This window comes from Flavobacterium sp. RHBU_3 (assembly GCF_046613565.1).
In the GTDB taxonomy this organism is placed as follows: domain Bacteria; phylum Bacteroidota; class Bacteroidia; order Flavobacteriales; family Flavobacteriaceae; genus Flavobacterium.
In genome coordinates this window covers 22,364-44,291 of the sequence record NZ_JBKJHC010000009.1, presented here as the reverse complement: position 1 = coordinate 44,291, position 21,928 = coordinate 22,364, and the positions used below count along the sequence as shown (strand labels likewise).

Genomic DNA, 21,928 nt, shown 5'->3' with positions numbered 1-21,928 from the left:
ATCAGTCAAAAGTCGTAAAGTCGAAAGTTGAAGGTCAAAAAGCCAACAGCCAACAACCAGTTACACCCTTACCAGGTTATCTATAATTACGTTGTTATACGTGCCTTTGCTGCCGCTTATGTGGAATTCCAGCTCGGCTACATCGCCGGGTAGTAGTTCCTGCAGTAGGTCTATTTTGGTGCCCAGTGCGCTGGGGTAAAACATACGTCCGTTTTCCTGCTCAAAGTGCAGTTGTTGCACCGCAGTGCCCAGTTTGGTGGTTTTTACATCGCCTATGGCGGTTATAATGCCTTTTATTTTGTAATTCATTTTTTTAAAGGTTATTTGGTTATGTGGTAATTCGGTTATACGGTTATACGGTATGAGTAAGCCAACTTTAAACCTGAAACTAAAAAACTAAAACTTACACCGCCCTTACCGCAAAGGCAACGAGGTTGTTGTACTGTATGCCGCTATTCTTGCTTATTTTTCCTTCCAGCGACACGTCTACCGATATTTCGTCGTGTTCTTTGTAGGGTTCGAGTTCCTCCATGCGGCGGCCCCTAAACTCTACAAACGCACGCTGACGGTGGTCGGGTACCAGGGTTACTACTTTCTTTTCGTGGCCGGCGGTGTTGCGGTATTCTATGCTTTCTATGGTTCCTGTAATAGTCATTTTTTTACTGTTGATTTGTTAATATGTGTATTCGTGTATTTGGTTGTAGCAGATGGGGCGGGTTTGTTTTCTGAATTAACGAATAAACAAATCCACGCATCCACCTACTCAGTAATGGTAAACCGCCTGTCGGCGTTAAAGAGCATAATCGCTTCCATTTGTATGGCAGCCGCCCGTGCCTGGGCACTTTGGTTGGTGTTGGTGTTGCCGCTCTGTGGGTTGGTTTGCGGTGTGCTTTCGTTTTGCGTCATTATTTCATGGTATGCAAATCTTTACTGTTGGTGCAAATCTTGATTTTAATTGGTTTTGTGTGGTATATTACACTTTGTAGGCGAATGTTCAACACTTTATGGCGGGTTGGTTAAAGCTGTTGTTGTGGATAAATTCACTATTTAGCTAATTATATGTTGTTTATTTCGCTTTATGTTGTACCTTTGTTCCAACTACAATGCAAAATTAAGTGGAATATTCCACATTACAAAATAAATTAGATGAAAATTTTCTACAATTGATTTAAAATTTTCTTTCTAAATATATAAAGTGTTCATTATGGAAGGATTGGAAATAAAACAGCGCCGTGAGGCATTAGGAATCACCCAAAAAGAGTTGGGCGACCTTATTGGTGCCAGCCGCGAAACGATTATAAATTACGAAAAAGGAAAACCTATTCCTAAAAGTAAAAGTGAAATATTAAACAAAGTGCTTTCGGGTGATGCGGTGGCAGATAAGAGGGTAGTGGATGCCGAGGAAGTTCGGTTTGCCCATCCGTTTGAGAATAAAAACGGCAACCGCTTTATGACCTTAGGTAACGGCAAATTGTTTATGCTTATGCCGCTGCTGGAGTTTAACGTACAGGCAGGTTTTCTGGACAATTACCAGGACACGGATTTTCTTATGGACCTTAGTCAGCATGGCATTATGGTAGAAAAACAGGCCTACGGGCGTTATGTGGCCTTTAGGGTTAACGGCGACAGTATGGACGACGGCAGCAGCCACGCTATAAGCCGAAACAGCATAGTAAGCACCCGCGAGCTGCAACGCCAGCACTGGGTAAACAAGCTGCGTTACCGCGATTTTCCGTACTGGGTTATTTATACCACCCAGAGCAAGTTGCCCCTGCTTAAGGAAATTATAGAACATAATACCGAGGAGGGGTACATTACCTGCCATTCGCTTAACGACAGCCCGGAGTTTACTGATTTCAGATTGTATATGAACGATATACAGGCGCTCTTTTATGTAATAGATGTGAATAAGAGCGTGAGTAAAAAGGTGGTGTATTAGTTACAGTCGCAGTTTACGGTTTACAGTTTACAGCACCTTCGCGGCTTTGCGAGAAATTTGTAACACAGAGTTTCACGGGGCAGGCGCAGAGATACACAGAGCATCTATTACCCAAAGTATCTCAAAGGAAGCCCGAAGTTTCGCAAAGTTCTTTTGTTGTTGTGTAAAGCACACAGAGCATTCCTGCGGAATGTGAGGAGATAGCAGAGTTTTTAGTCGCAAGTTTTAGTTTACGCCTTTACGTGAAATTTAAATGGAAAGTAACTTTACTCCGCCTTAGCCAGGTTATCAGTGAGTTTTTCTGCTTTAAACCGGTTACCGCTAAAAATAATACGGGTGGTATCGACCCGGTCGGGTTGGTCGTGCTCATTATACAGTATACCTTCTACAATGCCCATTGTATTGGGTATACCCGCCGAATCTTCCGGGAAAAATTCCTTGTAATAGCGGGTAGCATAAAAATCGCCGCCCCAGCCGCCCCAACACTCTTTTAAGAAGCTCACGCTGTTATCGGGGTGTATTACATAGTAGCGCGAAAACTGGGTATAATCGCAGGCTTCGGTTCCATAATTCAGGGTAAAAACCAGCCTGTTTCCGTTAAGGTTATGAACGCCTTTTATGTTGATATAAGGTTCGTCATATCCCTCAAAACTGTTTTTATATAAAACTTTTCCGTCCTTTTTCACTTCAATATAACCGGGGTTTGAATGTCCGTATTTGTCCTCATTATATGCAGTGTACCCGTACCTAAAAGTATATCCTTCCAGATCCTCCTCATGCGGTATAAGAAAAGAGCTGTAATCAGCCGCATCATCTGCTGCGGTTTTCTTGGTCGGTTTTGGCTTATCTTTCGGTGGGTGCGGATGGAGGTATGCGTCTGAGGCAGGTTCTTTATGGCAACCAATACAAGCCAAAAGTAAAAGTATGATTAAGAGGCGTATTGTCATTTTAGATTAATTATTCTAAAGGTATTTCTATCCGCGTTTTTTTATTTTCCGGTAACCTGAAAGCTTTTTTAAAGAGATAAAAATCTTCTTCTATTTTCTCCTGCTCAGTATGTACATATATATCGAGGGTTGAATCATTGTTGTGCAGCCAATATGTGCAACCAGCATTTGAACCATTGTGTTCCGATATTTTTGCCTGCATTAAATTCATAAAGAAAGCCGAAACAACTTTTTTGTGCATACTGCCTAATACAAATGTCCTGGAATACTCTAAAGGTTTTTCATACAATTGGCGGTACTTCGCTATAGAATCGCAATTAAACCGGTAACGCCTGCATTCCATTAGGTATTGATTCTCCGAATCAACATAAATTTTGAAGTTATCTTTCGGGCCGCCCCATTCTCCGCAGTTGTCTATTTGTACATCAAGGTAAAGAGTATCAGTTTTTTTGTAGCTATGTTCGTATTCAGGAAAAAAAGCGTTTTTTGAATCACTAAAATCTGTTTGTGATTGCTCTAAACGATTAGCCTTTTCGCAAGATAATGTGAGAACCATTAAAATAAACATCATTAATGATTTCATGGGGTAAACAGTATTGGTTGGTTAAAAATATTACTCCGCCTTAGCCAAGTTGTCGGTGTTTTTTTCTACCCTAAAGGTATTGCCGCTAAAAATAATGCGGGTGGTATCGGCCTGGTCGGGTTTATCACCTTCGTGGAATACTAATGATTCTATCATTACCATGGTATTTGGTTCACCGGTAGTGTCGCCGGGCAGTATTTCCCTGAACGAACGCGTGCTGTAGCCATCGCCGCTGTTAGCCGACCAGCTTTCGGTTATAAACGATACGCTGCCATCGGCATTCACCACATAGTAGCGCGATATTTGCGCGTAGTCGCAGGCGGGAGTACCGTAGTTTAGCTTAAACACCAGCTTATTGCCACCCAACTCGTGGTAGCCCATAGAAGTAACAAAGGGTTCGCCCTCGCCTTTAAAGCTGTCTTTAAACAGCATCTTGCCGTCTTTTTTTACCTCCAGGAAACCCGGGTTTTCAAAACCGTATTTGTCCTCATCGTACTTAGTGTATCCGTAGCGAAATGTAAGTCCCTCCAGGGTTTTTTCGTGCGGAATAAGGCGCTGCTGGTTTTTCAGGGCTTCTTCGTCAAGTGGGGTTTCTTTTGCCGGTTTGGGTGCAGATTTTGGTTTTGGGCGGTACACCTGGGCTGTTTTACCGGAATTTTGTTGTGCGCCGTCTTCCTTCCTGTTGCCATTACAGGCTGCCAGGACAAAAAATAAGGAAAACAGGGTGTACACAATCCGCTTCATAGTACCTACGTGGTGTTTAAGGGTATAAACTTACGAAAAACCTTTTAACGTAAAAGCGGTTTGTGATATTATTGCTTCGGTGTTATTTTTAGTTTACAACAGCTTAGCGCCTTTGCGAGGGTTTGTAACACAGAGTTACACGCAAAGGCACAGAGATTCACAGAGCATCTATTACCCGAAGTTTCGCAAAGTTCTTTTGTTGTTGTATGAAGCTCTCAGGGCATTCCTGCGGAATGTAAGAGATAGGAGGGTTTTCAGTCGCGCTGTCCCAGTTCTCAGCTTAGCGCCTTAGCGTCTTTGCGAGAAATTTGTAACACAGAGATTAGCTGAGCAAGCACAGAGATACACAGAGGTTTTTTTCAGGTGTAAAGCACACAGAGCATTCCTACGGAATGTGGGAAGGACGCAGCATTTTTCAGGCTCTTCCATGTCGACCGAAGAGCAGCGTAGTGGAGACATCTCTAACTTCGCGCCTTTGCGAGAAATTTGTAACACAGAGTCCAGGGAGCAGGCGCAGAGATACACAGAGAAGGCTATTACCCAAAGTTTCGCAAAGGAAGCCCGAAGTTTCGCAAAGTTCTTTTGTTGTTGTGTGAAGCTCTCAGAGCATTCCTGCGGAATGTAAGAGATAGCAGAGTACTATGTATGAGTAAGCAACTGAAAACTGAAAAACTTTTCACCTCGTCCCAACCTTTTCCATAAAATGATGCTCTTTATAAAAAAAGACCTCATTTACATGAAAAAGATTTTAATGATATGCCTGCTGCTTGTAAGCGGCAGCCTTTTTGCCCAAAAGCCGGTGTTTGCTAATGCAAAAACTACTCAGGCTACCGTATACTTTAACGGTGCAGAACTAAGCCAGACTACCACTGTGGCACTGCCTGCCGGAACCAGCGAAATTGTAGTAAAAAACGTAGCCAACTATATTTACGAAAACACCGTGCAGGTGGGTACGCCCGCTGCCGTTACGGTGCTGTCGGTGCAATTTACCCAAAACTATATGAGCGAATACCCCGTGCCCGAAACGGGTTCGCCGGCACTGAAAAAGGTGCGCGACAGCATAGCGGTTATCCATACCGAGCTGGATAAGCTGGCCACCCAAAAAAGTAACGACCAGAAAACCCTGGAACTGATGGACAGGAACCAGCAGGTATCGGGGCAAAACAATGGCCTTAGCGTAGCCGAACTGATGAAGCTGGTAGACTACTACCGTGCTAAGCGCAACGAAATTACGGCCAACCAGCTTACCATTACAGCCCGCGAAAAAAAGCTGAACGAAAGGCTGGATGTGCTGAACAAAAAACTGAACGCCGACAACACCCCAAAAGATGATGAGGAGAGCAAAGGCAAGTTGGTATTACAGGTAATGTGCGATGCCGCCGGAAGCTACCCGTTGGATATTACTTACCTTACCCAGGGTGCCGCATGGGCGCCGTACTACGACTTGCGTGCCGATAACAGCAGCGGCCCCATAAGCATGATGTACAAGGCGCAGGTAACCCAAAACACGGGCATAGACTGGAAACAGGTAAAGCTAACCCTGAGCAGCGGCGTACCCAACCAAAGCAGCCAGATGCCTTTGCTTTCGGCATGGTTTTTAAGGTTTGGCAGTGTGGAATTCAAAACCATAAACGGCAGGCCAAATGCTAGTTTTGTAAACACCCTGCAAGGGCAGGTACCGGGAGTTCAGATACAAAGTGGTTATGGGCAGCCTACTGGTGATACTGATGTAGAAGTGATAGGTTACGGCACAAGAAAGAAGGACAAAAAAGACCTTGCAGACTACACCACCGTAAACGATAACCAGATGAATGTGTCGTTTAGCATAGATATTCCGTATGATATAGCCAGCAACGGCAAGGCACACAGCGTGCGCATGAAGGAAATAAAACTGCCTGCCACTTACCGCCACTACGCGGTGCCAAAGCTGGAGCAGGACGCCTTTCTTATGGCCGATGTTACCGATTACAGCAAGTACAACCTGCTGCCTGGTGAGGCAAATATTATATTTGACGGTATGTATATAGGCAAAACCACCATAAACCCTAACCAAACGTCAGACACGCTAAACCTGAGTATGGGCCGTGATAAGCGCATATCGGTAAAGCGCGAAAAGGTAGCCGATAAAAGTGGTACCAAGTTCCTAAGCGGGTACAAGGAGCAAACCTTTACCTACGAAACCACTATAAGAAATAATAAAAAAGAAGCGGTAACGCTGCTGCTGAAAGACCAGTACCCCGTAAGTACCGATAAGGAAATAGAGGTGACCCTGCTTAAAGACGACGGCGCTAAGGTAAATACCGAAAGCGGTGTGCTTACCTGGGAACTAAAACTAAGCCCCGGCGAAACCAAAAAGGTGCGTATAAGCTACAAGGTGCGGCACCCGAAAGACCAGGTGATAGCTAATTTATAGAAGCCAACCACTCAATATACTTAACTAACTCAAATGTGTGGCAGCCCTTACAGGTGGTAGTGTAAAGGGCTGCTTTTTTATGGTTTTTAGTGTGTAGTTACAGTTTTCAGTTTCAGTCACAGTTTTCAGGGCTTACTGATGTGTTAAGTAACACAGAGTTTCTCAGAGCAGGCGCGGAGCTACACAGAGAAATTATTACGCAAAGTACCTCAAAGGAAGCCCAAAGTTTCGCAAAGATTTACTTATAGTTTTGAAGAACACAAAGCATTCCTGCGGAATGTAAGAGATAGCAGAGTTCTCAGCCGCAGCTTTGCGCCTTGGCGGCTTTGCGAGAAATTTATAACACAGAGATTAGCGGAGAAGGCGCAGAGATACACAGAGAAGCTATTACCCAAAGTACCTCAAAGAAAGCCGAAGTTTCGCAAAGTTTTTTTGTTGTTGTGTAAAGCACACAGAGCATTCCTGCGGAATGTAAAGAGATAGCAGATTAATAAGCAGGAGTGAGCATTCCCCTCCCTCGGAGGGGTGCCCGCAGGGCGGGGTGGATTTTTCAATCGCAGCTTTGCGCCTTTGCGAGGAATTATAACACAGAGTTTCTCAGAGCAGGCACAGAGACACACAGAGAGGCTATTACCAAAGTACCTCAAAGAAAGCCCAGAGTTTTCAGTCGCAGTTCTCAGTTTAGCGCATTTGTGGCTTTGCGAGGAATTTGTAACACAGAGTCCAGGGAGCAGGCGCAGAGATACACAGAAATTTTTTCAAGGGTTAAGCACACAGAGCATTCCTGCGGAATGTGACGGTGTATGGGTATATGTTGTTGCATAACTTTATTTATCTTTACGGTAAGCCATTAGCCAAATAAATCATGATTGTAATTTGCATCCTCCTTATATTAATATTAGTGCGTTTTGTGATTTCGCCACCCGAAAAGAAACAGGTGAAATTTGCCAATAACAGCACAGAATCCGGTGAGTATATCCCGTTTTATATAGAAGATGATTACCTTCAGATAGAATTAGTGCCGAAGCAAAATACAGACTTCATCAAAAACCAAATGGATGAAATAAAAACGTTTAGCCAGAATCATTTTGACGGTGTAGGGTATACCGATATTCATGTGCGGGAAAATATACACGTGGAAACCAAATCACTGGAACTGCGTACCGATTATGTAACTGCTGTGCTGGAACGGCATGGTTTTAAAAGAGCTGTAAAGATAAATTATCAGGGCAGCATACATCCGGTAACAAGTTCACTGCCATTTGGGTTTCCTAATTTCACCATTTTTGTAGATACTTGCGACGATGAAGAACTTGTAAAAGTAATATGGCTGTGTGTATACGGCCTTATTATGCACGTATGGCAAAGGGAGGCCATTACAAATGCATTGTATGATTTAGGCACATCTACAGATTTAGTATTGGCCGACTGGAACAGCCTTGAGCTTTACGACCTGTCTGATAAAAAAGATATTGACCGCTTTTTGCAGGACTATTGGAAATAGCCTGAAAACTACTTCCTCCTAAACCCACTACCTACAACCACCAGCGCCAGTACGCACCATAGTATCAACTGCCAGGTAACAAGGCTCCAGCCACCAAGGTCCCAACACTGCAAACCCGTAAAACTGCCCAGTGCGCCACCTATAAAATAGCTGGTCATGTAGGCGGTGTTTATACGGCTGTGTGCCGTAGCATCGAGCGTGTATATGGTAGCCACGTTAGTAACCTGGGTGGCCTGTACGCCTACATCGAGTAGCAGTACCGCTACCACAAACGCCGGTACTGAGTGCGGAAACACCGCTATAAGCACCAGGCTCACCAGTACCGTAATACCCGAAATGAGTTGGCTCTTGGCAGGGTTGCCCTTATCGGCAAGTTTACCAAATACCGGGGCAAGCAGGGCTCCGGCTATGGCCAGGAACCCAAACAGCCCTATAACTTCGGGGCCGTAATTAAACGGTGCACCGCTAAGGTGAAAGGTAAGCGTAGTCCAAAACGAGCAGAACAACCCAAACATAAGCGCGCCCAGCAGTGCCGTACGCCTTAGCAGCGGGAAACGCTTTAGCTGCTCTACAGACGAGCCCAACAGCTTGCCGTAACTACCACTGAATCCGGCGGAAACATTGGGTAGGGTAAACTGTACCATGGCCATACACGCTATAACCATAACTGCCGAAATACCGTATACGTAGCGCCAGCCCAGCCACCCGGCTATGAGTCCGCTAAACACCCGTGCCGAGAGGATGCCTACCAGTATTCCGGTAAAAATAATGCCCACGGTACGCCCGCGGTTTATAGTGTCCATACTGGCAGCCATGGGCAGTATTACCTGCGCTGCCACGCTCATAAGCCCGGTAAGCAGGCTAAACACGCACAGCATGGTAAAGTTGTTTATAAAAGTGGTTCCGGCAAGCACCAGTACCAGTATACCCATAAGCGACAGGATGAGTTTTTTGCGGTCTATTTTATCGCCCAGTGGGGTAAGGAAAAACAAGCCCAGTCCGTACCCTGCCTGCGCCAATACCGATATAATGCCGGCCTTGCTCTCGGGTATGTCAAAATTGTGGGCTATGTCTTTCAGTATGGGTTGGTTATAATAGATATTGGCTACGCATACGCCTGCGGCTACGCTCATAACGCCAATCTGCGTTTTTGTGATGGTGTGTTGCATGGTGCAAATTTCGGGAAAAACGCGTGCCAAAAATTGTAAAAATCAAACAGAAGGTTGTATAAAAAGGGTACTTATTAAAATAAAAAGAAGGCGGTCTTATAAAGCATTAATTTCAGTGAGTATTCCATTTCGACGATAGGAGAAATCTCTTTTAGTTAATGTTCTGAGATTTCTCCTATCGTCGAAATGGAACTTTTGGAACTACCCTTATATTCTTAAAACCCCTCCCTACAAAGGATCAGCAAAAAACGCCAGCATCCTGTCTAAGGCATCCTCTTGTTGTATCATGGCCGAAAACTCCAGTGCCTCAATGGTAGTAGCCTTGCCGCGTACCAGTACGTCTTTTTCATAATGGATAAGGGCATCGTGCAGGGTGGCAAACTGTCCGTTTGTCAAAGCATCGGTAAGCACAAGGGCATCGAGCATGGCCTGGTTAACCCCCTCGCCCGACGGTGGCGTACGATGCGCAGCATCGCCCAGCAGGGTTACGTTGCTTTGGGTTTCCCAACTCTGGTCTTCCGGGAAATGGTACTGCGGACGCGGTATAAAACAGGTATCGTCGTGCTCAAAGATTTCCAGCCATTGGTCGCCCCAGCCTTCATAGCGGGACACGAACCACGCTTTCACCTGGTCTATATCATTAAAATCAATACCCGCTGTGGTTACCCAGTCCTCAGCTTCAGGAGTGGTAGTGTAGGCATTTAGCGTGCCATCGCCTTTGGCGCTCAGCCAAAGTGTTTTGCCATTGCCCAGCACAAACACCTTTCCGCCCTGGGTCAGTTTCCACAGTTTGGGTGCATTTTGTGCGGCATTGTACACATTACCCTCCACTATCGTGCAGCCTGAATAAACGGGTTGTATACTGGTTACGTATTTGCGCACTTTAGAGTTACCGCCGTCTGCCGCCACAACCAAATCAGCATACGCCGAGTTACCGTTTTCAAAGAACAGTTCCCAACCGTCTTCGCAGGGTTTCATTTCGGTGAACTTACAATCCCATATCACCGTGCCTTCGGTAAGCGAATCGATGAGCATATCGCGCAGGGGGCCACGGTCTATTTCGGGGCGCGAATACGGACTGTTAAAGTCGAGTATGGGTTTGTTGGTATGTTCGTGCTCGCTGTAAAACACCTCACCCTGCCCGTTTACAATACGAATACGGTCGGCTCCGGGGCGAAAGCTCTGCGTAAATTCCTCCTGCAGGTTTGCTGCCACCAGCGCTGCCAGGCCTGAATCATGGTGCAAATCGAGCGTTGCGCCCTGCTGGCGTATGTGCTTGTTTGCGTCGCGTTCGTATACGGTTACGGTTACGCCTTTTTGCTGTAGTAAACGTGCCAGGGTAAGTCCGCCGGGGCCACCGCCTACTATGGCTACCTTTTTATCTTTAAGTATGTTCATTTTGCGCTATGTTTAAATATTACAGGGCAAAATTCCGATACAGGGGGAGGATAAAATAGTAAAAAACGGTCGTTTTTCAGGAATCCAGGTTTTTCAGCGCGGTGATTATGGCAAAACGGTTGCCCGTGTTTTTGCTGAGTTCTTTGGGGGTTACGCCGGTGTATTTTTTAATCTCTTTTATAAAATGGTTCTGGTCGGTGTAGTCCAGCTCCGGAAACAGCCTACCTTCACTTATATGCTGAAACGAAGCACTCATGCGTACTATGTTGCAGTACGCCTTTAACGACAGCCCAAACCAGTCGTGAAAATAACGGTTAATCTGCCTGCTGCTCCACCCTGATTTATCGGATAGTTCCTGTACGGTCATGGTGCCGTTTGAGGCGTAAATGTTTTCAAAAAGCAGCCTTTTTCGCGGGTCTAATGGTTTTACCAGTGTTAGTAGTACCGATGATATTTTTTGGCAAAAGTGTTCCAAATCAGCAAGGTCATCTTCGATAATGCCCCACCAGCCGTGGGGTAGCATTTCACCGCTGTTTGCCAGGGGCGCCATGCTTTTCCCAAACAAATATTCTGAGGCGGGGAGCTTAAAGTTTACGGCAAAGTATTCGGCCTGCGCCGGTATGGTACCCTGCCCCGGTTCGGTATCCAGGCCGCGCAGTACGCACTGCACACCATTTTCGGTACGGAAACAAATCACGTCTACCCTGCCGTCGGGCACCACTATTGTATTGTAATCAGATTCGGAAACATTATGAAACTTCCAGTACCCCGATACAAAATCAGACAGTGCTGCGGGCGGGGCTTTCATTTCCCAGAGGAGTTTCATGGTGGTTATGCGGTGTTACGGTAGTACAAAGTAACGAATAAACAGGTTAACACTGCTACTCTTCTTCCTCGGCTGTGGCATACAGGGTATCGTCATTAATGTCTACAAGCTTTGCGCCGTTACCGTTAAATCCGGTATTTGTAAATTCTACTATCGACGGATTTTGGGTAACATCGGTACGTTTTTGTAAAAAGTATTTTTTTACAGAAGCGTAAGCATTGCTTATCTTATAGATTTCGGTTTTGTTGTTTTTCAGGTCGGTAAACGCGGTATAGCCAAAATTATCCTTGCCACGGTAGGTTACAGAATATGCGGCTATATTGCTCCATTGCAGCATTTCCGCTTTTTCTATATCATTAATCCCTGCATACAACGTTACCAAGCGCACGTTAGCAGCTTCAGGGTATTGTTTGTTAAGCCCCGCATGTTTAAGGAATGCTGCAAAAACATCAACAGAAGCTTCCAGTGTGGAACAAGCAGGCCATTTATCGTTGTGGTCTCGTACAAAATCCATTTTATACACGGTGTCGTTTACCTGTACAGTAGTGGTCTTGTTCGGGTATTTGCCACTTTTAATGCCGTCTTTATACAATCCGCATTTGGTGTTTACAGCGGTGTAATGATGCTCTTTTTTCTTTTGGCAGGCTATGGCAAGCACCGATATAATAAGGGTTAGTACAAGATTTTTCATTTTCCGGTGGTGGTTGTGGGTTGGGGTGCAGCCTGTAAGCTGTAAATGAGGGTTACAGTTTTTCGGCGCGTTGTATCATAAAATCCTTAGTGTATTCTCCTACAGGATTTAGTGAGTATGAGTTAAGGTATACCTTCTTTGCCTTGGCGTAGTCTCCGGTCATTTCATAGTAAAGCGCCTCGTAGTATTCGCCTATGGTGGTTTTAGGGTAACTTTTACGGGCTATTTTGGCCAGTTCTTTCAGCTCTTCGTAGGCGTTGTTTTTTAGTATGGCGGCCTCTATGGCTTTAAAATCGGTAAGGCGCACGGGCATATCGGTACCCAGGTCCTGCTTTATAATATCGTACTTATCAGTAAGGTATTTTACGTAGCCCGATGGCAGGGTAACTATTTTTTCCTGGTATTCTATAGGCGATATGGGCCTGTATGACGCAAATATGCCGTATAGTGCACCGGGTATGCCAAAAGGGATAAGCGAGTAGTGGCTGCCGTGGGTATACTCCTCGTATACGTACTTTACGTTAGGGCTGTTTATGGTTTTCAGGTTTTCGTCCAGTTCTTTTATTTTTCGTTTCAGGCGCGGTATGTCGCCATCGGCGCTGCACACATAATAAAAAATATTCTCCTTGGTATTCTTTAGCGTTTCTGCCAGCCGGTTTTCCATTTCCGGAGCCATTTCGGGGCTAAAGTTTATGTATCCCCTAAAAGGCGTGGGCTGTTTATACAGGAAAAAGTTGGCCGTACGGGCAGTAACATCGTGCCCGGCTATAATACGAAACGGTGAAACGCGATAGGTTTTGCTAAGATAAGGCAGCAGCTCATCGGCTATAAACTGAAAAAACTTATCTCCGGTACCTGTGGGCAGGCCGGTAGTTTCGTCTACTTCGGTATCGGCTGCGCGCTGTTTTGGGTCTATATTGTCTACCGCAACAATAATGGTTTCGGGTAGTTCGTCCCAGTAATAGGCGTAGGAAAGATTGCCCGAAAAAGGCTCAAGCATGTACTCGCCGTCCAGCAATAGCAGCAGCGGGTATTTTTTATTTTTGTCTGTCTCGTAATACGGTGGTGTTACCACTCGTATCGTTCGTGAGGTGCCCAGGGCTTTACTGGCCAACTCTTCTGTTTTTACCTGCGCAGATAGGGGAACCGACGCTAAAAACAGTAATAGTAGTGACACGTATTTCATGTTTCTACAGTTTTAAGGGGATAAAAATGCAGACCAAGATACGATTTATTTTTTACGATAGAATAGCGAAAGCCCTAAAAATGAGAAAGTTCCTAAAATAATTGTAAGTAAAGTCTGTGAACCCCATACAATCCACCCAAAAGCGGTGCCTGATTCAAAAGGTATGTTGTAGGCTGTCAGCACATTAGCTACCGCTAAAGGGAATGATCCTACACCGCCGTTTGTAAAGGTAATGGCAAGGCTGCCCACCACAAATGCCACAAGCACAGTACCAAAGCTTAAACCGGCAGTTTGCGGAATGGCAAAAATGGAAATGTAAAACATAAGTACGTAGGTGCACCATATGTATACCGAAAGAATAAGGAACGGCCATTTGTTCGGCATTTTAAAAACGCTTAGTGCGCCCTCTGTAATACCGCTTATTTTGCCCTTTATTTTTTGCAGCCATGTGGCTTTTCCATATATAAAATATAACAATCCGGCTATGCCTACAACCATAGCTATGCTGCCATACAGCAGCAGCTTTTCATACGGCACGGTTACCAGGTAGTCTTTCAGCTCGCCAAATTTAAGGGCTATGGTAAGGCCGGTGCATACTATAAGCAGTATAAGGTCTACCACGCGCTCGCTTATTATAGTACCCAGTGATTTATCAAAGGGCACATCGCTGTACCGGCTTATTATTCCGGCTCGGGCTACCTCGCCGCTGCGGGGTATAAGCATGTTCATTACATAAGTAATGCACACGGCAGTAAAGCGTATGTAAAAAGGAGCCGTGTAGCCCATGTGTTGCAGCGTGTATTTCCAGCGGTAGGCGCGTGCCCAGAAACCCGTAATACCTGCAAAAAGAGCCAGTGCCACATACCCGTAGTTTGCCGTACGGAAATCGTGCCCCACCCTTGTAAGTTGCGCAGGGGTAAGCTTGTTACAGGTGTATATAATTAAAAAAACTCCCACAGCCAGCGGGAGTATTATACTTAATATTTTTGTTATCTTTTGCCTCATTTCCCTTTAGGTGAGTGAGTTGTCTTTTTCGTTAGGGAATACTATGCTTGGCTTAAAGTTCTTGGCTTCCTCAAAATCGAGTATGCCGTAAGAGATGATTATAATAATGTCTCCGCGCTGCACTTTTCGTGCTGCCGGGCCATTAAGGGTAATGTCTCCGCTGTTGCGGTTTCCTTTTATAGCGTAAGTTTCAAGGCGCTCACCGTTATTGATGTTTACTATCGAAACTTTTTCACCTTCTATAATGTTAGCAGCTTCCATAAGTGCTTCGTCTATGGTAATACTGCCAATATAATTAAGATCGGCCCCAGTCACCGAAACACGGTGAATCTTGGATTTTACAACTTGAATTTGCATGGCGCAAAGGTAATCAATTTAATGAAATATTGTCTATTAACCTAACGTTGCCTAAAAAAACTGCAATGAAAGCCCTGTATTTCCTGTTTTCTTTTAACGTGGCAGGCAGCAGCGTGTCTTCGTCGGCTATTTCAAAATACTCCGGTTTAAACTCCGGGTGGCTCTCAAAGGCGTGCTGCACGTAGCTTTTTACCCCGTCTATGGTTTCGTGCTGAAAACGCTGGCGTGCTTCCTGCAGTATCTCATAAATCAGTGCGGCTCCGCTGCGTTCGTCTGTGCTAAGGCGCTCGTTACGAGAGCTCATGGCCAGTCCGCTGTCTTCACGGCTTATAGGACATCCCACAATGTTTATGCCCATGTGTTCTTTTTCTACCAGTTTTTTTACAATTTGCAGCTGCTGGAAATCTTTTTCGCCAAAATAAGCATTAGTGGGCTGCACCATTTCAAATAGTTTTTTTACTATGGTTCCCACACCGTCAAAATGGCCGGGGCGGTGTGCGCCTTCCATTTGGTTTTCCAGTCCGTCAAAGTTATAATGGCTGCTTACGGTATTGCCGTGGTACATTTCTTCTACGGTAGGCGCAAAAATGATAATACCGGGATTAAGCGCCTCTATTTTGGCGGCATCGGCCTCCAGGGTACGCGGGTATTTTTCCAGGTCCTCGGGGTTGTTAAACTGGGTAGGATTTACAAAAATACTAACCACAGTAATACTGTTTGCAGCAAGCGATTGCTGCATAAGGCTAAGGTGTCCGCTGTGCAGGGCACCCATGGTAGGTACAAAACCAACGGTTTTTGCAGAGTGCCAGTAAGGCGCTAAATGTGCCTGTAGCTGGTCTTTTTTACTGAAAATGAGCATTGATACGCTATTTAAAACCCTGCAAAATTAATATATAGTTATAAACTGCGCAAAAATGTTTAATTTTGCATGGTTTTTTTACCTGAACTAATTCAAAAAACTACGATGGAGGATAAGAGGATATTATATGTATCGTCTGAGGTGGTGCCTTACCTGGCTGAAAATGAGGTTTCGTTAATGTCTTTTGACGTGCCGAAAATGATAAACGACCAAGGAGGGCAGATACGTATATTTATGCCACGCTATGGCAATATTAACGAACGCAGGCACCAGTTGCATGAGGTAATTCGCCTTAGCGGTATGAACCTTGTGGTAAACGATATGGATATGCCGCTTATTATTAAAGTAGCCAGTATACCAAAAGAGCGTATACAGGTGTACTTTATAGATAACGACGAATATTTTAAGCGTAAGGCTACTTTTACCGACGAAGATGGTACCTTGTACCCTGATAACGACGAACGTGCCATTTTCTTTGCAAAAGGCGTGGTAGAAACCGTAAAGAAACTAAACTGGGTGCCGGATATTATTCACGTGCACGGCTGGCTGGCAAGCCTGCTGCCGGTGTACATGAAGCACTACTACAAAAACGAGGCGCTTTTTGCCGACACTAAAATAGTTACATCAATATACGGGCCGGGCTTTGAAGGTACGCTGGATGAAAACATGCTGGGCAAAGTACTGTTTGACCAGGTTCCGGAGGAATCTGTAAGCATGCTGGCTACTCCAAATTACGAAGCCATAATGAAGGCTGCCATAAGCCACAGCGATGCTACAATTATAGCTTCGCCAAACGTGCCGGAGAGCCTTATAGCCTACACCGAAGCTAACGGTAAACCTTTCCTTCCGTATGTAGGTAAAGATAATTTTGCGGCTGCGTATACTAATTTCTATAAAAATGAGGTTTTATAGCAAAACCGTATAAAAAATTGTAAATGAAAAAATTTTCGTTCCTGAAAAATCTGCTTTTTGCTTTTGCAGCCGTAGCGGCAGTTGTAGCGTGTGATGACGAGTACAGCGAGCTGGGCAGCGATATGGTAAACGGCGATATACATAATACCCTAAACCGAACGTATGCACAGGTAGTGGCTTACGACCGCCCTCTTGGAGCAGTACAGGTAAGCGGGCTTAGTGTTAACTACCTGGGCGTGCTGGATAATGATATTTTTGGTAAAACCACAGCAAGCTACATAACACAGGCACAACTGGCCAGTGTAAACCCTGCCTTTACCAGCAGTATAGAGGTAGACTCGGCATGGGTATATGTGCCTTATACCAGTACACTAACCGGAACGGAAACATATAACGATACCCTAAGGAATACTTATACACTTAGCGATGTATACGGCAGTACCGACTCTACGCTTACCTATAAGCTGGATATACGCCGAAACAACTACTACCTGCGCAGCAACGATGCCTCTACAGGTGGTAGTGATACACAATACTACTATTCAGACGATGATACTGCCCTGCTAAGCAACCAGGGGCCAAGTATTATAGCCGGTGGTGCACCGGTAGATGCTGTAATTACTTCTATACCTATTCAGCGTCGTGCCAACTTTACCAATGACGACGATGTGGTACAACACAACAAAGTGGTAGAAACCCTGGCACCGGGTATTTTCCAGTACCTGGATACTACTTTCTTCCAGACGCTTTTAAATACCGGTAAAGAAAACGGCTCATTAGTAAACAACAACGTATTTAAGGACTATTTTCGTGGTGTGTCATTCCTGGCGCAGCAGGTGGGCAGCAACAGCCGTATTATAGCGCCTAATTTTACCAGCGGTTATATAAAAGTAACCTATAACCAAAACGACCTGGATAGTGATGGTAACATACAGTATGAAGATGATGCCCACACTATTATTAAAAAGGAACACCTTACCCTTACCATAAACCTTACAGGTACGCACGTAAACATACTGCAAAACGAAAACATGGACGGTTTCCTGCAAAAGGTAAACAATTCGGACGATGTTAACGGCGACGACAGACTGTACCTAAGGGGCGGCGTGGGCAGTATGGCAGTAGTAAAATTAAACCAGGCCGAAATAGAGGCACTGGGAGATACCGCCATGGTAAACCAGGCAAGCCTTAAGTTTTATGTAGACCAGGGCAATTTAGCGCTGTCGGATTTACCGGCACGTGTGTACCTGTACGATATAGACAATAAAAGGCCGGTATACGACTACTACCTGGACCAGACAACTTCAGTAAATACAAAGGCAAGCAAATATGTATATGGCGGTATACTAAGAGATTCTTCGGGGCCATTTTACCGTATTAGCCTTACGCATCATATTAATAATCTTATCCGCAGGGACTCTACAAACATCAGGTTGGGCCTTGTGGTAACAAATGATATTACGGTGTCTTCAAACGCCATGATACGTACACCGTTTACACTTCCGGCCATATTAGGAGTTACGCCTCCGCTTCCGGAAGTTACGGTAAAAACAACACCTATGGCCAATATAAACAGCCCACAGGGTGTAGTGCTGTATGGTAGCAACATTCCGGCAGGCGACCCGGATTACGACAAGCGCCTGCGCCTGGAGATTTTTTACACTAAAAAAGACTAATTATGTGTGGAATTGTAGGATACATAGGCCACAGAGAGGCCTACCCTGTAATTATAAAAGGACTTAAAAGACTGGAATACCGCGGGTACGACAGCGCCGGTGTAGTATTGTACAACAATAACGAACTACGCCTGTGCAAAACCAAAGGTAAAGTAAGCGATCTTGAGGCTAAGGCCGACAAGGAACTGAATAAAACGGCTAACATAGGTATAGGCCACACCCGCTGGGCTACCCACGGTGTACCAAATGATGTTAACAGCCACCCGCACCTTAGCAACTCGGGTAACCTGGTTATAGTGCACAATGGTATCATAGAAAACTATGAGCCTATAAAAAAAGAACTTATAAAGCGTGGCTATGTTTTTCATAGCGATACCGATACCGAAGTGCTTGTAAACCTTATAGAAGAGGTGCAAAAACAGGAAGGTATTAAACTGGGTAAGGCAGTACAAATAGCCCTTAACCAGGTAGTGGGTGCGTATGCCATTGCCGTATTTGACAAAAACAACCCCGATGAGCTTATTGCTGCCCGCCTGGGTAGCCCGCTGGCCATTGGTGTAGGCGAGGGCGAACTTTTTATAGCATCAGACGCTTCTCCGTTTATAGAATATACACCAAACGCGGTGTACCTGGAAGACGGTGAGCTGGCCATCATTAGCCTGCATAAAGACCTTAAGGTACGCAAAATAAAAGACGACTCGCTTGTAAAACCATACATACAGGAACTACAAATGAGCCTTGAGCAGATAGAAAAAGGCGGTTTTGACCACTTTATGCTTAAGGAAATCTACGAACAGCCAAACGCCATTAAAGATACGTTTCGTGGCAGGATAAGGGTAGATGAAGGTATTGTAAAAATAAGCGGTGTAGAAGATAACCTGCACAAGTTTATAAACGCTAACCGTATTCTTATCATAGCCTGTGGTACCTCATGGCACGCCGGCCTTGTAGCCGAATATATTTTTGAAGAATTTGCCCGTATACCGGTAGAGGTAGAATACGCCAGCGAATTCCGTTACCGTAACCCGGTTATCCGCCCGGACGATGTGGTTATCGCCATTTCGCAGTCAGGTGAAACTGCTGATACGCTTGCAGCTATTAAGCTTGCCAAAGAGCATGGCGCATTTGTATTTGGTGTATGTAACGTGGTGGGTTCGTCTATATCGCGCGAAACACACAGTGGTGCTTACACGCACGCGGGTCCCGAAATTGGTGTGGCTTCTACAAAAGCATTTACCACACAAATTACCGTGCTTACCCTTATGGCACTGCGCATAGCACGTGCAAAAGGTACTATGGCACGCGCGGATTATTTCCGTTACCTGCAGGAACTGGAGCGCATACCGGAACTGGTAGAGCAAACCCTGCAGACCAACCTTGAGATACAAACCATTTCGTCTATATACAAAGATGCGCCAAACTGCCTGTACCTGGGTCGTGGTTACAACTTCCCCGTAGCGCTGGAAGGTGCACTTAAGCTAAAAGAGATTAGCTACATACACGCAGAGGGTTACCCTGCTGCCGAAATGAAGCACGGCCCTATAGCCCTTATAGACGATAAAATGCCGGTGGTTATCATTGCCCCTAAACAGGAGCACTACGATAAAATTGTGAGCAACATACAGGAGATTAAAGCCCGTAGCGGTAAAATTATAGCCGTGGTTACTAAAGGTGATACCCAGGTAAAAAGCCTTGCCGACCACGTTATAGAAATCCCTGAAACCAGCGATGCACTGAGTCCGCTTGTGGCTACCATTCCGCTACAGCTGCTTAGCTACCACATTGCGGTAATGCGTGGCTGTAACGTAGACCAGCCGCGTAACCTTGCAAAATCGGTAACGGTAGAGTAACTTTCTATTTGATATTGATTATTTTATATACAAGCCATCGGGAAACCGGTGGCTTTTTTTGTTATTTTAGCGTAAACCAATCAGACTTTTTACGTGAAAAAAATATTCCGGTTTACAGGTATTATTTTGTGTGCCCTATTATTCTCGTCCTGTAACAAGGAAGAACATTCAGGATTGCTAAGTTTTGACGTTCACCCATTGGGTAATCAAATAGTGTATACATATAAAAACGATACCGTTATAAAATTGTTTTTAAGCGATTTGAAACACGAAAACAAGCGGTTGATTCATGAAAAAGGGTATACCTTTTATAATCCCAGGTTTTCATCAAATGGTGAAAAAATTACGTTTATTGGACGAAATAATAAAACCTCTGAAAGTTCAATATGGGTTACAAATGACAATGGCAAATCAAAACATAAGCTTTATGAAGTTGAAGGTATTATTGCTGAGGCTGTATCCTCGTTAGACAATAGAAGTATATATTTTACAAAGGCTTTAGATTATAAGGCGTATTCACCTTTGGCACCTAAGGCAGCTCATAATTTTGACATTTATCAATTGTCCTTAGAAACCAATGAGGTTACCAAGATAACCGAATTAGAAGCTTACAGCCTGTATACTATTACCGATGCTGATAAAGAGCGATTGCTATTTAGCATTAAAAACCATACTTCAGGGATTTTCTTTTACAACAAAAAATTAAAAGAACTCGAGCAAATTACCGCAGTAAATGATACACTAAACAACTCAACATCGTACACCGATCCTGTGCTTTTGAATGAAAAAAGCATTGTGTGCTCTTCGTATTACCGATTGGTTAAAATTGATTTAATCAATAAAAAAGAACAGACTATTTTAGCTTCAAACGGGCACCAGTTTTCCGAAGTGCATTACTGCAAAGGGCTGCACCGAATTTATTTTAGGAGAGACAACGACATTACCAAGGTATGTTCTGTCAATGAAAATGGCAAAGACTTTGCAGAGTATTTAGTTATAGAAGATACCCCCTAACGGCACTAATTTTTAATCCATAACTTCTTTACAAAAAAGCATGACCAATTTTCATCATATTTCTATTAACGGGAGATACATATACTGCTTTTTGTGTTTGAAATCTATAATAAAAAATAAACAACTGGAGCCCTTACCCAAAAGCCTTGAAGAGATCTTAAAAACATTTTCTAACTCATCCGAGTTAGATGTATGGCAAGGTATGATAGACGAAGTGGTTCCACGCTTAATTGAAAGAACAGTGCATACAGAGTTTTTTTCCACATCTGAAATAATTGAAATTAAAAATTACTATGCCCGTCAACCGGAATATGTTATTGAAGCTATTCAAACGCTTTGTAATTTAGGAATATCAAATTTGTATGGAGGTTTTAAGTCCGAAATAACAATGGAATATTTGGATAACACACTACGTATCCTGAACCTACTAAATGTACCCCTACCTCCTTTTAAGTTGGTTGAGCAATTTTCTATTAAAATTGTCGGAGAATGGGGATCATTAATTGACATAGATAGTTTTAATTATGGCGATTTGATATAAAGCTATATCCCACCCCGCCCTGCGGAGGAGAGGAATGCTCACTCCTGCTTACCATTCTGTGCACTTCTCCCATTCCGCAGGAATGCTCTGTGCACTTCACACAACAACAAAAGAAATTTGCGAAACTTTGGGCTTCCTTTGAGATACTTTGGGTAATAGATGCTCTGTGCAGCTCCGTGAAATCTCTGTGTTATAAATTTCTCGCAAAGCCGCCAAGGCGCTAAGCTGCGGCTAAAAACTCTGCTATCTCCTCACATTCCGCAGGAATGCTTTGTGTTCTTCAAAACTATAAGTAAATCTTTGCGAAACTTCGG

22 protein-coding genes are annotated in these 21,928 nt (G+C 44.3%); 8 read left to right on the top strand and 14 right to left on the bottom strand.

The features are described 5' to 3' along the window. Window positions 1–60: 60 nt before the first annotated feature. From ACLI1A_RS13305 to ACLI1A_RS13295, 3 genes are all read right to left on the bottom strand, one after another. Window positions 61–309 (bottom strand): hypothetical protein, encoded by a 249-nt coding sequence (locus ACLI1A_RS13305; RefSeq protein ID WP_411409163.1) that lies wholly within the window; start codon window positions 307–309, stop codon window positions 61–63. A 94-nt stretch (window positions 310–403) separates the two neighbouring features. Further along, window positions 404–655 (bottom strand): hypothetical protein, encoded by a 252-nt coding sequence (locus ACLI1A_RS13300; protein WP_411409162.1) that lies wholly within the window; start codon window positions 653–655, stop codon window positions 404–406. Between the two features lie 104 nt (window positions 656–759). Continuing rightward, window positions 760–906 (bottom strand): hypothetical protein, encoded by a 147-nt coding sequence (locus ACLI1A_RS13295; RefSeq protein ID WP_411409161.1) that lies wholly within the window; start codon window positions 904–906, stop codon window positions 760–762. 298 nt (window positions 907–1,204) lie between these two features. Here ACLI1A_RS13295 and ACLI1A_RS13290 point away from each other — a divergent pair, with 298 nt between their 5' ends. Beyond that, window positions 1,205–1,939: a helix-turn-helix domain-containing protein gene (locus ACLI1A_RS13290; protein WP_411409160.1), complete on the top strand. Its 735-nt coding sequence runs from the start codon at window positions 1,205–1,207 to the stop codon at window positions 1,937–1,939. Between the two features lie 266 nt (window positions 1,940–2,205). Here the strand turns inward: ACLI1A_RS13290 and ACLI1A_RS13285 are convergent, their stop codons facing one another. The 3 genes from ACLI1A_RS13285 to ACLI1A_RS13275 are packed head-to-tail and all read right to left on the bottom strand — an operon-like array spanning window position 2,206 to window position 4,213. Next, window positions 2,206–2,886: a hypothetical protein gene (locus tag ACLI1A_RS13285; protein ID WP_411409159.1), complete on the bottom strand. Its 681-nt coding sequence runs from the start codon at window positions 2,884–2,886 to the stop codon at window positions 2,206–2,208. A gap of 10 nt (window positions 2,887–2,896) precedes the next feature. After that, on the bottom strand, window positions 2,897–3,469 hold the full coding sequence (locus tag ACLI1A_RS13280) for a hypothetical protein (protein WP_411409158.1): 573 nt from the start codon (window positions 3,467–3,469) through the stop codon (window positions 2,897–2,899). Between the two features lie 30 nt (window positions 3,470–3,499). After that, complete coding sequence (locus ACLI1A_RS13275) at window positions 3,500–4,213, bottom strand: hypothetical protein (RefSeq protein ID WP_411409157.1); 714 nt, start codon at window positions 4,211–4,213, stop codon at window positions 3,500–3,502. A 736-nt stretch (window positions 4,214–4,949) separates the two neighbouring features. Between ACLI1A_RS13275 and ACLI1A_RS13270 the strand changes: the two genes are divergently transcribed. Both ACLI1A_RS13270 and ACLI1A_RS13265 read left to right on the top strand, forming a co-directional pair. Beyond that, window positions 4,950–6,626, top strand: a complete 1,677-nt coding sequence (locus ACLI1A_RS13270; protein ID WP_411409156.1) for a DUF4139 domain-containing protein — start codon at window positions 4,950–4,952, stop codon at window positions 6,624–6,626. An 865-nt stretch (window positions 6,627–7,491) separates the two neighbouring features. Further along, complete coding sequence (locus tag ACLI1A_RS13265) at window positions 7,492–8,130, top strand: hypothetical protein (protein ID WP_411409155.1); 639 nt, start codon at window positions 7,492–7,494, stop codon at window positions 8,128–8,130. A gap of 8 nt (window positions 8,131–8,138) precedes the next feature. Here the strand turns inward: ACLI1A_RS13265 and ACLI1A_RS13260 are convergent, their stop codons facing one another. The 8 genes from ACLI1A_RS13260 to panC all read right to left on the bottom strand — a co-directional run bounded on the left by ACLI1A_RS13260 (window position 8,139) and on the right by panC (window position 15,621). Then, window positions 8,139–9,299 carry an MFS transporter gene (locus ACLI1A_RS13260; protein WP_411409154.1) on the bottom strand — a complete coding sequence of 387 codons (1,161 nt, stop codon included), beginning with the start codon at window positions 9,297–9,299 and terminating at the stop codon, window positions 8,139–8,141. Between the two features lie 228 nt (window positions 9,300–9,527). Continuing rightward, the gene (locus tag ACLI1A_RS13255; protein ID WP_411409153.1) at window positions 9,528–10,697 is read right to left on the bottom strand and encodes an FAD-dependent oxidoreductase; all 1,170 of its coding nucleotides are present in this window, start codon (window positions 10,695–10,697) and stop codon (window positions 9,528–9,530) included. A 76-nt stretch (window positions 10,698–10,773) separates the two neighbouring features. Continuing rightward, complete coding sequence (locus tag ACLI1A_RS13250) at window positions 10,774–11,523, bottom strand: helix-turn-helix domain-containing protein (protein WP_411409152.1); 750 nt, start codon at window positions 11,521–11,523, stop codon at window positions 10,774–10,776. A gap of 55 nt (window positions 11,524–11,578) precedes the next feature. Then, window positions 11,579–12,214, bottom strand: a complete 636-nt coding sequence (locus ACLI1A_RS13245; RefSeq protein WP_411409151.1) for a hypothetical protein — start codon at window positions 12,212–12,214, stop codon at window positions 11,579–11,581. Between the two features lie 52 nt (window positions 12,215–12,266). Beyond that, complete coding sequence (locus ACLI1A_RS13240) at window positions 12,267–13,400, bottom strand: alpha/beta hydrolase (protein ID WP_411409150.1); 1,134 nt, start codon at window positions 13,398–13,400, stop codon at window positions 12,267–12,269. A gap of 45 nt (window positions 13,401–13,445) precedes the next feature. Next, window positions 13,446–14,405, bottom strand: coding sequence for a lysylphosphatidylglycerol synthase transmembrane domain-containing protein (locus ACLI1A_RS13235; protein WP_411409149.1), 960 nt, complete (start codon window positions 14,403–14,405; stop codon window positions 13,446–13,448). Window positions 14,406–14,411: 6 nt separating this feature from the next. Continuing rightward, a complete protein-coding gene (gene panD, locus ACLI1A_RS13230; RefSeq protein ID WP_411409148.1) occupies window positions 14,412–14,762 on the bottom strand; it encodes an aspartate 1-decarboxylase in 351 nt (116 codons plus the stop codon). A 13-nt stretch (window positions 14,763–14,775) separates the two neighbouring features. Beyond that, window positions 14,776–15,621 (bottom strand): pantoate--beta-alanine ligase, encoded by an 846-nt coding sequence (panC, locus tag ACLI1A_RS13225; protein WP_411409147.1) that lies wholly within the window; start codon window positions 15,619–15,621, stop codon window positions 14,776–14,778. Between the two features lie 105 nt (window positions 15,622–15,726). Here panC and ACLI1A_RS13220 point away from each other — a divergent pair, with 105 nt between their 5' ends. The 5 genes from ACLI1A_RS13220 (at window position 15,727) to ACLI1A_RS13200 (ending at window position 21,614) form a co-directional block, all read left to right on the top strand. Further along, entirely contained in the window at window positions 15,727–16,533 is an 807-nt protein-coding gene (locus ACLI1A_RS13220) for a glycogen/starch synthase (RefSeq protein WP_411409146.1), read from the top strand. A gap of 23 nt (window positions 16,534–16,556) precedes the next feature. Further along, window positions 16,557–18,209: a DUF4270 domain-containing protein gene (locus tag ACLI1A_RS13215; RefSeq protein ID WP_411409145.1), complete on the top strand. Its 1,653-nt coding sequence runs from the start codon at window positions 16,557–16,559 to the stop codon at window positions 18,207–18,209. Window positions 18,210–18,211: 2 nt separating this feature from the next. Beyond that, window positions 18,212–20,059 (top strand): glutamine--fructose-6-phosphate transaminase (isomerizing), encoded by a 1,848-nt coding sequence (gene glmS, locus ACLI1A_RS13210; protein WP_411409144.1) that lies wholly within the window; start codon window positions 18,212–18,214, stop codon window positions 20,057–20,059. Window positions 20,060–20,320: 261 nt separating this feature from the next. Further along, a complete protein-coding gene (locus ACLI1A_RS13205; RefSeq protein ID WP_411409143.1) occupies window positions 20,321–21,073 on the top strand; it encodes a hypothetical protein in 753 nt (250 codons plus the stop codon). 97 nt (window positions 21,074–21,170) lie between these two features. Next, window positions 21,171–21,614 carry a hypothetical protein gene (locus ACLI1A_RS13200; RefSeq protein ID WP_411409142.1) on the top strand — a complete coding sequence of 148 codons (444 nt, stop codon included), beginning with the start codon at window positions 21,171–21,173 and terminating at the stop codon, window positions 21,612–21,614. Window positions 21,615–21,928 lie beyond the last annotated feature (314 nt).

What these genes read in the sequence shown, in the direction of transcription:
- ACLI1A_RS13280 (WP_411409158.1), bottom strand. Translation starts at nt 3,469, where the DNA reads ATGAAATCATTAATGATGTTTATTTTAATGGTTCTCACATTATCTTGC.
- ACLI1A_RS13300 (WP_411409162.1), bottom strand. Translation starts at nt 655, where the DNA reads ATGACTATTACAGGAACCATAGAAAGCATAGAATACCGCAACACCGCC.
- ACLI1A_RS13215 (WP_411409145.1), top strand. Translation starts at nt 16,557, where the DNA reads ATGAAAAAATTTTCGTTCCTGAAAAATCTGCTTTTTGCTTTTGCAGCC.
- ACLI1A_RS13265 (WP_411409155.1), top strand. Translation starts at nt 7,492, where the DNA reads ATGATTGTAATTTGCATCCTCCTTATATTAATATTAGTGCGTTTTGTG.
- ACLI1A_RS13240 (WP_411409150.1), bottom strand. Translation starts at nt 13,400, where the DNA reads ATGAAATACGTGTCACTACTATTACTGTTTTTAGCGTCGGTTCCCCTA.
- ACLI1A_RS13250 (WP_411409152.1), bottom strand. Translation starts at nt 11,523, where the DNA reads ATGAAACTCCTCTGGGAAATGAAAGCCCCGCCCGCAGCACTGTCTGAT.
- ACLI1A_RS13295 (WP_411409161.1), bottom strand. Translation starts at nt 906, where the DNA reads ATGACGCAAAACGAAAGCACACCGCAAACCAACCCACAGAGCGGCAAC.
- panC (WP_411409147.1), bottom strand. Translation starts at nt 15,621, where the DNA reads ATGCTCATTTTCAGTAAAAAAGACCAGCTACAGGCACATTTAGCGCCT.
- ACLI1A_RS13245 (WP_411409151.1), bottom strand. Translation starts at nt 12,214, where the DNA reads ATGAAAAATCTTGTACTAACCCTTATTATATCGGTGCTTGCCATAGCC.
- ACLI1A_RS13260 (WP_411409154.1), bottom strand. Translation starts at nt 9,299, where the DNA reads ATGCAACACACCATCACAAAAACGCAGATTGGCGTTATGAGCGTAGCC.
- ACLI1A_RS13275 (WP_411409157.1), bottom strand. Translation starts at nt 4,213, where the DNA reads ATGAAGCGGATTGTGTACACCCTGTTTTCCTTATTTTTTGTCCTGGCA.
- ACLI1A_RS13255 (WP_411409153.1), bottom strand. Translation starts at nt 10,697, where the DNA reads ATGAACATACTTAAAGATAAAAAGGTAGCCATAGTAGGCGGTGGCCCC.
- ACLI1A_RS13305 (WP_411409163.1), bottom strand. Translation starts at nt 309, where the DNA reads ATGAATTACAAAATAAAAGGCATTATAACCGCCATAGGCGATGTAAAA.
- ACLI1A_RS13220 (WP_411409146.1), top strand. Translation starts at nt 15,727, where the DNA reads ATGGAGGATAAGAGGATATTATATGTATCGTCTGAGGTGGTGCCTTAC.
- ACLI1A_RS13290 (WP_411409160.1), top strand. Translation starts at nt 1,205, where the DNA reads ATGGAAGGATTGGAAATAAAACAGCGCCGTGAGGCATTAGGAATCACC.
- panD (WP_411409148.1), bottom strand. Translation starts at nt 14,762, where the DNA reads ATGCAAATTCAAGTTGTAAAATCCAAGATTCACCGTGTTTCGGTGACT.
- ACLI1A_RS13235 (WP_411409149.1), bottom strand. Translation starts at nt 14,405, where the DNA reads ATGAGGCAAAAGATAACAAAAATATTAAGTATAATACTCCCGCTGGCT.
- glmS (WP_411409144.1), top strand. Translation starts at nt 18,212, where the DNA reads ATGTGTGGAATTGTAGGATACATAGGCCACAGAGAGGCCTACCCTGTA.
- ACLI1A_RS13270 (WP_411409156.1), top strand. Translation starts at nt 4,950, where the DNA reads ATGAAAAAGATTTTAATGATATGCCTGCTGCTTGTAAGCGGCAGCCTT.
- ACLI1A_RS13285 (WP_411409159.1), bottom strand. Translation starts at nt 2,886, where the DNA reads ATGACAATACGCCTCTTAATCATACTTTTACTTTTGGCTTGTATTGGT.